13 protein-coding genes are annotated in these 14,024 nt (G+C 60.7%); 3 read left to right on the forward strand and 10 right to left on the reverse strand.

Annotation, left to right across the window (positions count from 1 at the left end; all coding sequences use genetic code 11):
- Positions 1-30: 30 nt before the first annotated feature.
- From ugpC to N5D22_RS22555, 6 genes are all read right to left on the reverse strand, one after another.
- Positions 31-1,155: a sn-glycerol-3-phosphate ABC transporter ATP-binding protein UgpC gene (ugpC, locus tag N5D22_RS22530; protein WP_279657599.1), complete on the reverse strand. Its 1,125-nt coding sequence runs from the start codon at positions 1,153-1,155 to the stop codon at positions 31-33.
- Between the two features lie 4 nt (positions 1,156-1,159).
- A complete protein-coding gene (locus N5D22_RS22535; protein WP_279657600.1) occupies positions 1,160-1,993 on the reverse strand; it encodes a carbohydrate ABC transporter permease in 834 nt (277 codons plus the stop codon).
- Positions 1,990-2,928 carry a sugar ABC transporter permease gene (locus N5D22_RS22540; protein ID WP_279659065.1) on the reverse strand — a complete coding sequence of 313 codons (939 nt, stop codon included), beginning with the start codon at positions 2,926-2,928 and terminating at the stop codon, positions 1,990-1,992. Before N5D22_RS22540 ends, N5D22_RS22535 begins: the two co-directional genes overlap by 4 nt.
- 145 nt (positions 2,929-3,073) lie before the next feature.
- The gene (locus tag N5D22_RS22545) at positions 3,074-4,360 is read right to left on the reverse strand and encodes an extracellular solute-binding protein (protein ID WP_279657601.1); all 1,287 of its coding nucleotides are present in this window, start codon (positions 4,358-4,360) and stop codon (positions 3,074-3,076) included.
- A gap of 115 nt (positions 4,361-4,475) precedes the next feature.
- Complete coding sequence (locus N5D22_RS22550) at positions 4,476-5,492, reverse strand: hypothetical protein (RefSeq protein ID WP_279657602.1); 1,017 nt, start codon at positions 5,490-5,492, stop codon at positions 4,476-4,478.
- A 194-nt stretch (positions 5,493-5,686) separates the two neighbouring features.
- Positions 5,687-5,881 carry a hypothetical protein gene (locus tag N5D22_RS22555; protein WP_279657603.1) on the reverse strand — a complete coding sequence of 65 codons (195 nt, stop codon included), beginning with the start codon at positions 5,879-5,881 and terminating at the stop codon, positions 5,687-5,689.
- A 108-nt stretch (positions 5,882-5,989) separates the two neighbouring features.
- On the opposite strand from N5D22_RS22555, the gene N5D22_RS22560 reads away from it, so the two are divergent.
- The 3 genes from N5D22_RS22560 to N5D22_RS22570 are packed head-to-tail and all read left to right on the forward strand — an operon-like array spanning position 5,990 to position 8,924.
- On the forward strand, positions 5,990-7,258 hold the full coding sequence (locus N5D22_RS22560; RefSeq protein ID WP_279657604.1) for an ADP-dependent glucokinase/phosphofructokinase: 1,269 nt from the start codon (positions 5,990-5,992) through the stop codon (positions 7,256-7,258).
- Positions 7,259-7,268: 10 nt separating this feature from the next.
- The gene (locus N5D22_RS22565; protein ID WP_279657606.1) at positions 7,269-8,042 is read left to right on the forward strand and encodes an SDR family oxidoreductase; all 774 of its coding nucleotides are present in this window, start codon (positions 7,269-7,271) and stop codon (positions 8,040-8,042) included.
- Between the two features lie 60 nt (positions 8,043-8,102).
- A complete protein-coding gene (locus N5D22_RS22570) occupies positions 8,103-8,924 on the forward strand; it encodes a DeoR/GlpR family DNA-binding transcription regulator (RefSeq protein WP_003504407.1) in 822 nt (273 codons plus the stop codon).
- A 25-nt stretch (positions 8,925-8,949) separates the two neighbouring features.
- On the opposite strand, the gene N5D22_RS22575 is transcribed toward N5D22_RS22570, so the two are convergent.
- The 4 genes from N5D22_RS22575 to N5D22_RS22590 all read right to left on the reverse strand — a co-directional run bounded on the left by N5D22_RS22575 (position 8,950) and on the right by N5D22_RS22590 (position 13,787).
- Complete coding sequence (locus tag N5D22_RS22575) at positions 8,950-10,554, reverse strand: FGGY-family carbohydrate kinase (RefSeq protein WP_279657607.1); 1,605 nt, start codon at positions 10,552-10,554, stop codon at positions 8,950-8,952.
- A 98-nt stretch (positions 10,555-10,652) separates the two neighbouring features.
- A complete protein-coding gene (locus N5D22_RS22580) occupies positions 10,653-11,468 on the reverse strand; it encodes an ATP-binding cassette domain-containing protein (RefSeq protein WP_279657608.1) in 816 nt (271 codons plus the stop codon).
- Entirely contained in the window at positions 11,465-12,550 is a 1,086-nt protein-coding gene (locus N5D22_RS22585) for an ABC transporter permease (RefSeq protein ID WP_279657609.1), read from the reverse strand. The genes N5D22_RS22580 and N5D22_RS22585 overlap by 4 nt, the downstream gene beginning before the upstream one ends.
- Positions 12,551-12,821: 271 nt before the next feature.
- Positions 12,822-13,787: a substrate-binding domain-containing protein gene (locus N5D22_RS22590; RefSeq protein ID WP_279657645.1), complete on the reverse strand. Its 966-nt coding sequence runs from the start codon at positions 13,785-13,787 to the stop codon at positions 12,822-12,824.
- Positions 13,788-14,024 lie beyond the last annotated feature (237 nt).

Below are 14,024 nucleotides of genomic sequence, written 5' to 3' on the forward strand. Positions count from 1 at the left end.
CGCCGAAGATTCCGCACCCTTCACAACGTTTCAATTGATCCGCACCGGTCCATTTTCCTGCGGGGTCTTCATATCCCGCGACACTCTCTGCCCGTTCGCATCGAACAGATGGCAGGCGGCGGCCGGGAACGACACGGCTATGCGGTCGCCCGCGCGCGCCATGCGGCCAAGACTGTCTCTTATCGTGATGGTTTCCTCGCCCTCGCGGACATGGATGAAAGTATCGCTGCCGAGCAGTTCGACCATCGTCGCTTTCATCGAATAGGACTGTCCGCCCTGCCCGTCGCCGATTGCAATATGTTCGGGACGGATGCCGAGGGTTACGATGTCGCCAGGCTCAAGCGGCCTTGAAACCGCAATATCGAGGGAGGGACCGGCGGCGAGAGACACGGTGGCGATGCCTTCTGCGACGGCGACAACGCGCGCTTTCAGAAGGTTCATGGCGGGCGAGCCGATGAAGCCCGCGACGAAAAGATTGGCGGGGCGCTGGTAGAGCGCAAGCGGTGAGCCGATCTGCTCGATACGGCCGCCATTCATGACGACGATCTTGTCGGCAAGCGTCATCGCTTCCACCTGGTCGTGTGTGACATAGATCATCGTGCAGCCGAGTTCCGCCTTCAGCCGCGCGATTTCCACCCGCATGCCGACGCGCAGGGCCGCATCGAGGTTGGAAAGCGGTTCATCGAGCAGGAAAAGCTTTGGCTTGCGCGTCATCGCCCGGCCGATGGCGACACGCTGGCGCTGACCGCCGGACAATTCGCGTGGTTTGCGTTTCAGATAGCTCGAAAGCTTGAGTTTGCCGGCCGCCCGGCCCACCCGCTCGCCGATTTCGGCTGTGGGCGTCCGGGCGATTTCCAGCCCGAAGCCGATATTGCGGGCAACATTCATATGCGGATAAAGCGCGTAGGACTGGAAAACCATGGCCACGCCGCGTTCGGGCGGCTCGGCATCGCTCATATCCGCGCCGTCCACCAGCACGCGGCCCGAGCTGATCGGCTCCAGCCCGGCGATGATGCGCAGCAGCGTGGATTTTCCGCAACCGGAAGGGCCGACCAGCACGCAGAATTCGCCATCCTCTATGGTCAGCGACAATTCGGGAATGACCGTCAGGCTGCCGAAGGCCTTGGTGATTTTATCGATCGAAAGCGTCGCCATGGGTCTAGCCTTTCACCGCGCCGGCAGTCAGGCCACGCACGAAGGCGCGCTGCACCAGCACATAAAGAAGAATGAGGGGAAGCGCGATCAGCGTCAGCACCGCAAACAGCGCGCCGGGATTGGCCATGTAGAGGCCGGAATATTGCATCGGCACGATGGTGAGCGTCTTCATCTCGCTTTTCGTCAGCACGATCAGCGCCAGGAAAAACTCGTTCCAGGTGACGATGAACTGCCAGATGGTGACGAAAACCAGCGCCGGGCGCACCAGCGGCAGCGCCACATGCCAGTAGGTCTGCCAGGCGTTGCAGCCATCCACCTTGGCCGCCTCGAACAGTTCACGCGGCGCGTCTTCCATGAAGGATTTCAGGATGACCATGGCGAAGGGCACGCCAAGGGCGGCATAGGGCAATATGAGGCCGATATAGGTGTTCACCCAGCCGAAATTCTTCAGGAGAATGGCAAGCGGCAACACCATCGAAGCGAGCGGCACCATCAGCGTGGTCAGAAGCGTCGTGTAGAGAAACAGCGTGCCTCTGAGCCGAAGGATGGCGATGGAAAAGGCAAAAAGCGAGGATACGGCGACCACGATCGCCACCGTCGCGACAGTGACGATCAGGCTGTTCAGAAAGATGCCACCGAGCGGATTGTCGCGGATGACGGTGATGAAATTGTCGAAGGTCACCGGCCATGTGAAGAGCGCCGCGTCGAAAGCCTGGGCCGGCGTTCTCAGACCCACGGACAGCATATAGACCTGCGGGACCATCCAGATGCCGAGCACGATGAACAGCACCGCATGAACGAGAATGCCGCGTGTGCGGTTGCGGGCAAGAGCCGTCATGACCGATCCTTTCCGGCAGGCGTCAGCCGCGCGCCCAGCGCCGCGATCTGCAGCAGCGAGAGGCCAAGCGCCACGACAAGAACAATCACGGAAAGCGCCGCACCGCTGCCGGTATCGCCCAGCACAAAGCTCTGCTTGAAGATGAAGGTGCCGAAAACCTCGCTTGCCCGGTTCGGGCCGCCGCCTGTCATCAGATGCACGATGGGAAAGGTCTGAAGCGTGCCGATGACGCCGAGAAGCAGCAACGATTTCGTGGCGGGCGCCAGCATGGGAACCACGACATGGGCGGCGAGTTTCAACCCCTTCGCGCCATCGATGCGCGCCGCATCCAGCACTTCAGACGGCATGTTGGCGATGCCGGCGATATACATCAGCATGGAAAACCCGGTCCATTGCCAGATGTTGACAACGATGAGGGCATAGATCGCCGTTTTGGGATCGCCGATCGGCGAGGTCGACATGACGATGCCGGCATATTTAAGATATTCCTGCGCGATGCCGTAATAGGGCGCGTAAATCTGCACCCAGACAAGGCTGACCACCGAAACGGAGGTGACGACGGGCAGGAAGAACATGGTGCGAAAGAAACCGCGCAGCCGGTCGGTGTGCCGTTCGATGAACCAGGCGAGCACCCCGCCCACCAGCATCTGAACCGGAATGGTGATGACACCCCAGAGCACCATGTTGCGCACGACGATCCAGAAGGTGGGGTCACCAAGAACGGTGGCGTAGTTCGAAAATCCCGCAAAGCTGCGTGCCTCGCCGGAAGCCGCATAGAAGCTCTGTCCCGTCACCCAAAGGATTGGATAGGCAATGAAAACGACAAACAGCAGAACGGCAGGAAGGGCGAAGACATAGAGCATGGACGTCCTCGAAACGCTGCTGCGTTCAATGATAACAGGCGTAGTACCGGCCCTTAAAACTTCTGCACGCATGGGTTCTCACCGATTGATAATCACGCCGCCCTCAAACGAAACGGCATCGAAAGGTGTTGAAGCGCACCCGGGAGGTCTTGTCGTGGTCGATGCGCTTCAACCCGCCGGGCGCATTTGGCAACGCCCGGCATCTTGAGATCGCCTGTCACTTGGACGCGAGCGCTTTTTTGGTCGCCTCGTCCACCTTGGCCAGCGCGGCCTCGGCTTCGATGCTGCCGGCGGCTACGCCCGCCAGAGCGTTGTCCAGCGCCTCGGCCACGGCCGGCGAAGAAAAGCGCTGGTTTTCAGCCTTGGGCAGATCTGCCATGAACCGCGCCGACAGTTGCTTGACGTGGTCGGTAATATCGCCCTTCGGCGTATGGCCTTCGAAGGCCGGAAGATCGTTCAGGTCGTTCAGCGCTTCCTGCAGACCGACACCGTTGGTCAGTTCGGCAAGGAAGGTCCATGCGGCGTCATTCTTGCCGCCATTCTTCGCCAGGCCGTAACCGATGTCGATGCCGCCGACCGGCGGGCTTGCCTTGTTGCCCTCCTTGACGGGAGGCATGTAGAAAAAGTCGAACCCGTCCATGTTCTGCACATATTCGGAGAGTGGCGGCGGGAACTTGCTTTCCTGCATCCACCAGGAGCCAAGCGCCATCATGCCCACCTTGCCCTGTGCGAAGAGCTGTGCGCCGGTCGGATAGGCATGTGCGCCAAGCGCACCCTGCTGGAAGATGCCGTCATCGAAGAGGCCCTTCCACGCCTTCATGGCAGCCACCAGCTCAGGCGCGGTCCACGGCGTTTCACCCGCCTGCGCCTTGTCGACGATGCCGGGGGAAAACTGGTTGGCGAGCATCAGGAAGACGTTTTCGTTCTGCCAGCCGTCCGCGGCACCCTGAAACATCGGGATGAGGCCGTTATCGCTCAGCGTCTTGGCTGCAGCCTTCAGTTCCGCATAGGTCTTCGGCACAGCGATATTGTGTTTTTCGAAGAGCTTGCGGTTGTACCAGATGCACAGAACCTGCGATTCCTGGGGAATGATGTAGAAATTCTTGTCGCCGGCGGGATTGCCCATCAACATCTGTTTGCGGTTGACGGGGAAAATCTTCTCCTCCCATGTTGCACCCCATTGTTTGGCGGCGCGGTCGTTTACGGGCTCCAGATTATCGCGATATTGCTGTGTGAGGGACCCCGGCTGCAGACCGATGATGTCAGGCAAACTCCCGGATGCCGCCGCCGCCTTCAGCGCGGTAATATATTCCGGCGAGTAATTGTAATAGGTGTAGTTCACCTTCACGTCTGGATGGGCCTTCTCGAAGGCCGCAATCGACTTCTTCATGGTGCTTTGCACAAACCATGACCATACGGTCACTTCTTTCTGCGCAGCACTCGCGACAGCAGCGGACAGAACGGCAGTCAGAACTGTCGTTGCAAGAAACAACGTCTTCCTCATCATATTCCTCCCTTTATTGTTTAAAGACGCATTGTTTAAAGACGCCGGCGGACCTGCCGCCCGATTTTGTCGCGGCCCTCCCCAGAGCCGCGTTCACTCGAAATCCCGGCAGCTATCAGGCCGCCTTGGCCGCCGCCGCTTTCAGCACGTCCTCGGTAATGACGCGGTCGTCGGCAAGCGGGCGTACCGGGGAAAGCCCCAGTGTCTGCAGCTCGCCATGATAGGCGCGAACCGCCTCTTCCGGTTTCAGGGCGCCGTCGGCAACCGCGCGCATCAGCACGATCAGATTGAGCGGCGCTTCAGCCAGATTGATCTTGCGCCCGAACAGCGCGAGCCGCGCACCGTAACGCTCCGACTGCGCCACCAGCTCGAACGTATCGCGGGTGGTGCCCGCTCCGCCGCCAAGCACCCCGACGATCAGCTCGGAATCGAACGAGGCGAGTTCCTCCAGCGCCTTCGGCCCGTTATAGGGCATCTTGAGAAACAGCGGCCGTTCGGCACGCGGCACGCTCGCCAGTGACTTGATGATGTGGTCATTGACAAACTCGCCGGTCTGTTCGCGCGTCAGGCCGATATCGACGTTCGGATTGAAGACCTCGTAGAAATATTTGAAATTGTGCCTCGACGCTTCGGCGCGGAACTCGGCGAAAGCTTTCAGCGTGCATATGTCGCGGTCGAGATCGTTGGTGAAGCACACCGAATAAAGGCAGAGATCGGTGCCCGAGGTCGGGTAGTTGGCGATGGCGCGGGCAAGGCCGGTATCGCGGAACGGCACGGATGGCGACTGTGTATAGGTGCCATGCCGCACGCCACCCCAGCACATGCTTTCGAGATTGCCGCGAATGGCAGGTTTCACCTCGCTGCCGGAAAACGCGCCGCGCTCGTCCAGCAGATCGAGATTGGACTGCGACACCAACATGATGTCGACCACATCCTGATCGATGATCTCCTCGATCTGGGTGATGAATTCCTGGCGGCTGCGACGGCGGGGCGGCTTGACGGAATAATCGAAACCGGTGGCGGAGACACCCGCGCCGACATCGCTGTCCTTTGCATCGGCAATGATAAAATCAGTCGGTTTGTAACGCCCTGCGCGAATATTCGCCAGTTTTCTGTCGAGTCTCGTGACCATCGTAGCCCTCAATGAATGTTGGAGTTCGGCTGCCAGCGCTTCGATTGCGACCGCAGACTTGCATTTATAAACGGCCACTTCTCATATTCTGTCAATAGCTATCTTTTTCTCTCTAAAAGAAGGTGGCTCGCCCCATATTCTTGACCGAAGGATGGGATTCAAAGTTTCCAAACTTCGAGCTTTATAAAAAGAAATCAATATTTTAAATTGCTCATCCAGACGTCTTCCAGTGTCTTTTCATGCCACATCAACGAAACATCAGCGCCACAATCGGCGCCCGCCCACACGCTTGAAATGTCTTTATTTTTGGCGAATTTGCGGTCAATACGCTGCCCAAGACGTTCGCATGCGCAAAACATGTGCTGCGCCGCTTTAAAAATGCGCTGCATTGCGCAAATTCTGGCAAAATAGCATTTTCAGCGCAAAATCCCGTTGACGATTTGAGAGATAATGGTAGCAATTGACATCATTGCCGCGTGAGGAGGAGATACTCGGCTATGGGTGACGTTTTTACAGGCGACTGGGGGGAGCGTTATGTCGCGCTTGCCGATCCGCGCTCCGGCCCGATTGGAACATCGGCGCTTTCGCGGGCGGGGCTGTTTTTGTGCGGCATGTCCACCTGTGTCGATGCACGGGTCGACATGCACAATATGCAGCCGCTTCTCGATGCTCCAGCCGAAACGCCGGCGGGTCACTTCGCCGCCATGTTGCTGGCGCGCGCCGCAAAGGGTATCGGCGGTGAAGTACGCGCCGACTGGGTGGACGGCCCGCAATGGCTGCGCGATCATCTGGATGTTCGCTACGCGCTGGGCGGCACCGGTCCGCAAGCCGCCTGGGTGCTTTCGCGGCTCGGCGTCGCCTCTCTGGTGGCGCTGGAGGACCGCCACGAGCAGCAGCTTCGACAGATCCCGCCGGGCGTTTTACTGGCCGAAGGCAACGCGCTCAAAACGGCAGCGGAAGTGACGCCGACAGAACGGCATATCCCTGAAATATTCATCTTCGAATTCACCGCGGGCAAACCTATCGGTGCGCTCATCCCCAATCGTTCGACACGCATCATCGTGCGGTTTTGCGATCGCGGTATCCAGCATGATACGGCATTTGAGGCAGCATCACGAAAGCGCGCCTCCACCGCCGCTGCCGGCCTTCTGTCCGGCCTCAACGATGAGGCCGCGGAAAATGTCGGCGACGCCGCCCGCCATGTCTTTGCGCTCAGCCGCGACTGGATGGATGCGGGCTTGAAGACGGTGCATTTCGAGCTTGCCGGTTATGCTTCGCAGGACGCCGTGCGCGAGCTGCTCGATCAGGCCAGGGGTGCAATCAGTTCACTCGGCATGAGTCATTCGGAACTGCTGGCGATGGATGGCACCGCCCAGCATCCGATGGAGGCGCTGATCGCTCTTGGGGACAGGCTGGATATAGACCGTGTCTGCGTGCATGCCGACACCTGGGCAGCCGCTGTGACACGCAACGACCCCGACGAGGAGGAACTGGCGCTGATGGCCGGATGCGCCATTGCCAGCGCCCGGGCCGCCAATGGGGAGCCGGCAAACGCGATCCGTACCGATGCGCTGGCGCAGTTCCACGCGTTGCCCTTCGATAATCGCGTGCGGAAAGGCCGCTGGACCTTTGTTGCCTGCGCTTCGCCCTATGTTGAAAAGCCCGCCACCACGCTTGGCCTCGGCGACAGTTTCACCGCCGGGTGCCTTCTCGTTCTCGGAAATCCCGGCGTCGCGACCGCCCCCGCCGCCCTCAAACAGGCCTGAAGGAAAAACGATGTTTCTCGAACGATTTCGTCTGGATGGAAAAACTGCCTTCATCACCGGCGGCGGGCGCGGCATCGGCCTTGCGACGGCGCAAGCGCTGGCGGAAGCAGGCGCGCATGTCATCATTTCCGACATGAATGCCGAGGTGCTGGAGGCGGGTCTCTCGGAACTCAAGGCACAAGGCCATGCGGCGGATGCCATGCAGCTGGACGTAACGGATGCGAAAGCCGTCGCCGGGGCCGCGCGGGCCGCCAACGACCGCTTCGGCGCCGTCGACATCCTGATCGCCAATGCCGGCATCGCCTGGCCGGACACGCCGGGCGAAGAGATGAGCGACGAGGTCTGGCTGAAGGTGGTGGATGTCGATCTCAACGGCGCTTACTGGTCATGCCGTGAATTCGCCCGCCCGATGCTGGCGCGGGGACACGGCTCCATCGTCACCCTCGGTTCGATGTCCGGACTGATTTCCAACAAGCCGCAGCGGCAGGTGCATTACAACGCGGCCAAGGCCGCCGTTCACCACATGACGCGGTGCCTCGCGGGCGAATGGGCTGAGCGCGGCGTTCGGGTCAATTGCGTTGCGCCCACCTATGTCGACACCGTCATGTCGCGCGGCGGCTTTTCAGATGAAACGCTGATGCCGGTCTGGATGGAGATGACGCCGATGAAGCGCGTCGCAAGGCCCGATGAGATCGCCGCGCCCATTCTGTTTCTGGCTTCGGACGCCGCCAGCGCCATGACGGGTACAATCGTTGCGGTGGATTGCGGATACACGATTTGGTAGAGCTTGACGGACATTGGAGAGAATCGGCGCGTTTTTGCGGGCCGAAAACCGGGTGATTGTATGGAGTCTTCGAGCAAGCGTGTTGATATGGTTCCCGCCAAAAGACGGGCGCTCATTCTGGAGCACCTGCGCATCAATGGCGCGGCGGGCATTCAGGAGCTCGCGGATACGATCGGCGGATCGCAATCGACCGTGCGGCGTGATCTCGAGCATCTGGTGGAAAAAGGCTATCTCGAGCGCACCCACGGCGGTGCGCATCTGCTGCAGCCGATGCGTGCGACCTTCGAACGGGAGATGACGGTCAATGCCGCGCTTCAGCACGCGGAAAAGGTTGCGATCGGCCGCGAGGCGGCGGAGCGGCTGAGTGCCGGCGACAGCGTCATCTTCGACAGCTCATCGACGGTGATGGAGGCGGTGCGGGCCGCCGCCGAACGCGACCTTCCATTGACGGTGGTGACCAACAGCCTACAGATCGCCGATTTCGCCGCCGACATCAAATCCTGGCGCACCATCCTGCCGGGCGGCACGGTGCGGCCGGGGCATCGCCATCTTGCTGGCGAACCGGGGGAAAGCTTCATCAAAACGCTGCACGCCGATATCTGTATGACGGGGGCTTCTGCGGTTACCGGCACGCTGCTGACGGAAACCTCACTGGAAGTGGCCTCGCTCAAGCGCGCCATGATCGCCGCGGCCCGCAGGACCGTGCTTCTGGTCGACAGCTCGAAATTCGCAGCGCCCGGTTTCTGCACGCTTTCGGATATTTCGCAGATAGATGAGGTCATCACCGATAACGGCATTTCGCAGGATGCGATGACCTCGCTCAAAGCGACGGAGTGCAAGGTGACGCTGGTTTCGCCCGCTGCCCCTGCGCCACTCACCTGACGAACCGCCATTTCCGTCGCCAAATTCACTGTGCCGCCTCAGCGTTCGGCGACTGCGGTTGCGAATGTGCATTTTTACGTGCGGCAAACAGATGAAGCGAGCGCATGGCCCGCCGGAGCTCCTCGTCCGCCGCAAGCCGGCGATATTCGGCATAAAGCGTCTCGTATTTTTCGAAATGGCGCAGGTTCGGCACAAATTCGCGAAGGCTGCGCGCACCGAGCCTTTCCGCACCCTCGGCAAAAGAGCCAACGATCCCGGCCGCCACCGCCGCATGGATTGCCGCGCCGAGCGCCGTCGGGTTCTCCACGTCAGGAACCTCGATCGTACGTCCGAACACATCTGCCATCGTCTGCACCAGAAACGGATTGCTGCGGGCCAGACCGCTCGTCATCACGATACGGCTGATCGGCACGCCACCCGCTATCGCCATGTCCAGAATGGATCGCGTGCCGAAACACAGCGCCTCGATCAGAGCCCGGTAGATCCCGGCCGAGGTCGACTTCAGGCTGAGGCCCACCAGCAACCCCGACAGCATGGAGTCGGCCAGCGGAATGCGGTTGCCCGCAAACCAGTCGAGCGCGAGAACACCGCCCTCACCCGGACTGACCGCCTGCGCCGCCTCATTGTGCAGGGCGAAGTTGCAGGAAAGCTCGTCATCGCGCGGGAAAGTCTTCACATACCAGGCCAGCATATCGCCGAACGCCGCCTGCCCCGCCTCGTAACACCACAGATCCGGCAGGGCGGCACCGAAGGCCGCCCCTTCGAGCCCGGGCGGCAGGCCGCGTCCCTCGCCGTCCAGAATGAGAAAACCGGCAGAGGTTCCGAGCGCGCCGACAAAAACACCGGGACCGACGGCGCCGACCGCAGGCAGCACGACATGGCTGTCGATAACCGAAACCGCAACGACGGCGTCACCTGTAATCCCGGTACGGCGACGCCACTCCGGCGCAAGGGAGCCAGCCGGGCTACCTACCTGAAGCGGTTTTGAAAGACGGTCCGCAAGCCCCGGCACCACGTCTTCCGGATAGCCGGTTTCCCGTGAGAATTGCGCCTTGTAGGAGGCGAAGTCGAGGCTTCGCGCCTCGTTGCCGGTAAGCTGCCAGACCAGCCAGTCTCCCGCCTCGATGAAGCGCCCGGTTTCGGCCCACAATGCGGGTGCTTCAGCGCGCATTTGCGCCGCCTTGGCAAGCATCCATTCGCCGGAGAGCTTTCCGCCGAAGTTTCCAAGGTAATCACCGCCCAAGGCATTGATCGCATCCGCATGAGCCTGCGCCGAATGTTTCCAGAGCTTCACATAGGCATGCGGCTCATCCGGATAAAGCACCGAAAGCGCCGTGCCGTCGGCGCGTGCGGGCATGGGGGAGGATGCGGTGAAATCGATACCTATCCCCGCAACGTTGCGGCCCTTGCCGAGCGCCGACAGAATGATCTCGGCGGCTTCCGTGTAATCGCCTGCGACCTGAAGCACGAAATTGGCGGGCAGGCTTCGACCGCGCAGCGAATGCGTCAGAATGCCGTTGCGATACGGATGGACATGGTGGCCTTCCTGCGCGCCGGTGCGGGCATTGACGAGAATGCCGCGCGCCGATTCCGAACCGAAATCCATGCCGATCATATAGGTATCGGTCATGCTCTCACGCCCCTTCGCGACTGCTGACAAGTATGGTGTGGGCATCATTCAGGGGCATGGGATCTCGCAATTGAGGGAAAGTGAAACACTGCCATTCTTCACATCGTCGGGCTGGCGGCGGCATGGGCGCGCCGGCCCGGCGGATCGAGATCGGCAGCAGCCATGGCGCCGGTCATGATCGCCACGGCATCCGACATGGTGACGTCTCCCGGACTGACGACGGCCGCCCGCCTGCCGAGCCTGTGGATATGGATACGGTCGGCGATTTCAAACACATGCGGCATGTTGTGGCTGATAAGCACGATCGACAGACCCTTGTCGCGAATGCTAAGGATCATGTCGAGAACCTTGCGGGATTCCTTGACCCCGAGAGCTGCGGTCGGCTCATCGAGAATGACGACGCGCCCACCGAACGCGCAGGCACGGGCGACGGCAATACCCTGCCGCTGCCCGCCAGACAGCGTTTCAACGCTCTGGTGAATATCCTGCACCGTCATCAGACCGAGGTTCGACAGATGTCGCCGCGCTTCGCTCGCCATGCGGGCGCGATCGAGCAGCCGAAACACCGATCCGTTGACGCCGGACACACGCAACTCACGCCCAAGAAACAGGTTATCGGCGATCGAAAGCGCTGGCGAGAGCGCAAGGTTCTGAAACACCGTTTCGATGCCGGCGGAGCGCGCATCCATCGGCGTTCTGAAATCGACGCGCTTGCCTTCCAGCCGGATTTCACCGCTATCGGGTATCACCGCACCCGCAAGCGCCTTGATGAGGGTGGATTTTCCGGCACCGTTGTCACCGATCACGGCGAGAATTTCGCCACGGCGCAATTCGAAATCCGCACCGTTGAGGGCAACGACATTGCCGTATCGCTTGGTCAGGCCGCGCCCTTCGAGCGCAAGTTCGCGCGTCATGTCGAAACCCTCCGGATCCACTGGTCGACGCCGACGGCCGCCACGATCAGAATGCCCACCGAAAATTCCTGCCACAACGCATCGAGACCGGCGAGCGCGAGGCCATTGCGAAAGACCCCGACGATCAGGGCGCCGATCAAGGTTCCGACGATGGTGCCACGCCCACCGAACAGCGACGTTCCGCCGATCACCGCCGCGGTGATCGAATCCAGATTGGCGGTCGATCCGGAGGTCGGGCTGATTGCACCGACACGGCCGATCAACGCCCAGGCGCCGATGGCGGAGATGAGACCCGCACAGGCATAAACGGCCAGCAGCACGCGGCGCGTATCGATGCCCGCAAGCGCCGCCGCATCCGGGTCGTCACCCGTTGCATAGACATGGCGGCCGAAGGCCGTGCGGTTGAGCACATACCAGGCGAGAGCGGCAAGAGCCAGCATCAGCACGGTGCCGAGCGTGATACGCGCGCCGCCGAACTGCATCGCGGCTCCCATCCATTGCAGGATTGGCGCAACCTCAGCCACTTCCTGGCTGCGGATGGTCTGGCTGCCGGAATACCAGAGGTTCAGCGCACCGAAGACGCTCCAACTCCCGAGGGTGACGATGAAAGGCGGCAGACGCACATAGGTGATGAGAAACCCGTTGATGAGGCCGCAGCCCAGCCCGCCGCCAAGGCCGATAAGGAAGGCAAGTTCCGGTGGCAACCCGGCCGTAACGGCAAGGCGGCCCATCAGTGTGGAGGTCAATACCATGATGGCACCGACGGACAGGTCGATGCCCGCCGTCAGGATCACCAGCGTCTGGGCGATGCCGATAATGCCGATGATGGTAACCTGCTGGAGGATGAGCGAAAGATTGAAAGGCTGAAAGAACCGGGAGCCGACCACCATGGAAAAGACCACGATGCTGGCTGCCAGCACGATGAACGGCACCACTGTCGGATTGCCGTGCAGGAAGCGTTGCAACCTGCGAAGCGGGTTCGTGTCCTGATCCTCGAACACGGCATGCGATGTCTCGCTTCCTGTCAGACCGGCCTCAAAGCCTGCCGTGCCAGTCGAAGCATGTTTGCTGGGTTCATTCATGGGGATACCACCCTTCGCAGGTCCGCGGCATCGGCCCGGATATCGGATCGCCTGCCGGAAAGCGCAATGCACAGATTCAACACGTTTTAGCGCCTTTTTTCACATCCACGGGGATATGCGACATTCTGTTACGGTAAAGTTTGCAAGACATGGCCGTTCCGCTTCGAGAACGAAAAGCCATGCCTTGCTCCCGGGAGCTGTCTGGCAAGGACACAAATCTGGCCGGGAATGACGCCCCGCGGGCAGAGAGAGGACGGGGCGTCAAAGCCGCTCAACCCCAGCAGGCCTTCAGAGCCTCGTCGGAGGTGATCGATTCAACGCCGGCGACCGGTTTGTCGGTGACGAGCGTGACGCCGGTGTCGAAGAACGGCAGGCCGGGGCTGGCTTCAGGCTTCTTGCCGGATTTCACATATTCGACGATCGCCTCGACACCGAGAGACGCCATCTTCAACGGGTATTGCATCGAGGTCGCGCCGATGACGCCCGCCTTGACGTTTTTCACACCGGGGCAACCGCCATCCACGGAGGTGATTATGACGGAGTCCTGCTTGCCCGTTGCCTTCAATGCTTCGTAAGCGCCAGCGGCGGTCGGCTCGTTGATGGTGTAAACGACGGACAGATCGCTGTCTTTCTGAAGAAGGGTTTCCATGCCCGTGCGGCCGCCCTCTTCCGATCCCTGCCCCCACTGGTGACCCACGATGCGCGCGTCGTCTTCATCGAGGTAACGCGTCACGTCCTTGGGATCGATACCGAAGCCTTTCATGAAGCCCTGGTCGCGGGCGACATCCACCGTCGGCTGGTTTTCAAGCGCATCGATAAAGGCGACCCTGGCCTTGGAAGCATCGGCGACCGTCTTGGCGGCCCAGGAACCGATCAGCTCACCAGCCTTGAAGTTGTCTGTGGCAAAGGTCGCGTCTGCGGCATCGGCAGGTTCGAGTGGCGTATCGAGCGCGATGACGAGGATACCTGCCTTGCGGGCCTGCTCGACCACCGGCACCACAGCCTTGGTGTCGCTCGCCACCATCAGAATACCCTTTGCGCCGGCGGAGATCAGGTTTTCCACGGCGGCAACCTGACTTTCATTGTCACCGTCGAACTTGCCGGCAAAACTCTGGATCTTCACACCGCCGAGTTCCTTGGCCTTCGACGTCGCGCCTTCGCGGATCTTGGCAAAAAACGGATTGGCTTCGGTTTTGGTGATGACGCCGATAAGGATGTCTTCGGCCTGTGCGCTCATGGGGACAAAGGCGAGGCTCGCACCAAATGCGAGCGCGGCAGGACCGAGACGTCTGGACATGGCAAAGTTGCCCGCAGAAGCGGGTTTTACAAAAAACTTCATGTGAAATCCTCCCAGATTGCCAAGCGCTCCCTCCCGTTCGGAGGACGTAATCGGTCTTGGCACGATTATTACTGACCGCAATTATGCATAGTGTCAACATTATCTACTTATTGTTTTGTATTTTTTTATACATAT

The organism is Agrobacterium sp. GD03872 (genome assembly GCF_029840625.1).
GTDB classification, from domain to species: Bacteria; Pseudomonadota; Alphaproteobacteria; order Rhizobiales; family Rhizobiaceae; genus Agrobacterium; species Agrobacterium fabrum_A.

Coding starts and splice junctions, on each gene's coding strand:
- ugpC (WP_279657599.1), bottom strand. CDS start 1,155: ATGGCGACGCTTTCGATCGATAAAATCACCAAGGCCTTCGGCAGCCTG.
- N5D22_RS22535 (WP_279657600.1), bottom strand. CDS start 1,993: ATGACGGCTCTTGCCCGCAACCGCACACGCGGCATTCTCGTTCATGCG.
- N5D22_RS22540 (WP_279659065.1), bottom strand. CDS start 2,928: ATGCGTGCAGAAGTTTTAAGGGCCGGTACTACGCCTGTTATCATTGAA.
- N5D22_RS22545 (WP_279657601.1), bottom strand. CDS start 4,360: ATGAGGAAGACGTTGTTTCTTGCAACGACAGTTCTGACTGCCGTTCTG.
- N5D22_RS22550 (WP_279657602.1), bottom strand. CDS start 5,492: ATGGTCACGAGACTCGACAGAAAACTGGCGAATATTCGCGCAGGGCGT.
- N5D22_RS22555 (WP_279657603.1), bottom strand. CDS start 5,881: ATGCAGCGCATTTTTAAAGCGGCGCAGCACATGTTTTGCGCATGCGAA.
- N5D22_RS22560 (WP_279657604.1), top strand. CDS start 5,990: ATGGGTGACGTTTTTACAGGCGACTGGGGGGAGCGTTATGTCGCGCTT.
- N5D22_RS22565 (WP_279657606.1), top strand. CDS start 7,269: ATGTTTCTCGAACGATTTCGTCTGGATGGAAAAACTGCCTTCATCACC.
- N5D22_RS22570 (WP_003504407.1), top strand. CDS start 8,103: ATGGAGTCTTCGAGCAAGCGTGTTGATATGGTTCCCGCCAAAAGACGG.
- N5D22_RS22575 (WP_279657607.1), bottom strand. CDS start 10,554: ATGACCGATACCTATATGATCGGCATGGATTTCGGTTCGGAATCGGCG.
- N5D22_RS22580 (WP_279657608.1), bottom strand. CDS start 11,468: ATGACGCGCGAACTTGCGCTCGAAGGGCGCGGCCTGACCAAGCGATAC.
- N5D22_RS22585 (WP_279657609.1), bottom strand. CDS start 12,550: ATGAATGAACCCAGCAAACATGCTTCGACTGGCACGGCAGGCTTTGAG.
- N5D22_RS22590 (WP_279657645.1), bottom strand. CDS start 13,787: ATGAGCGCACAGGCCGAAGACATCCTTATCGGCGTCATCACCAAAACC.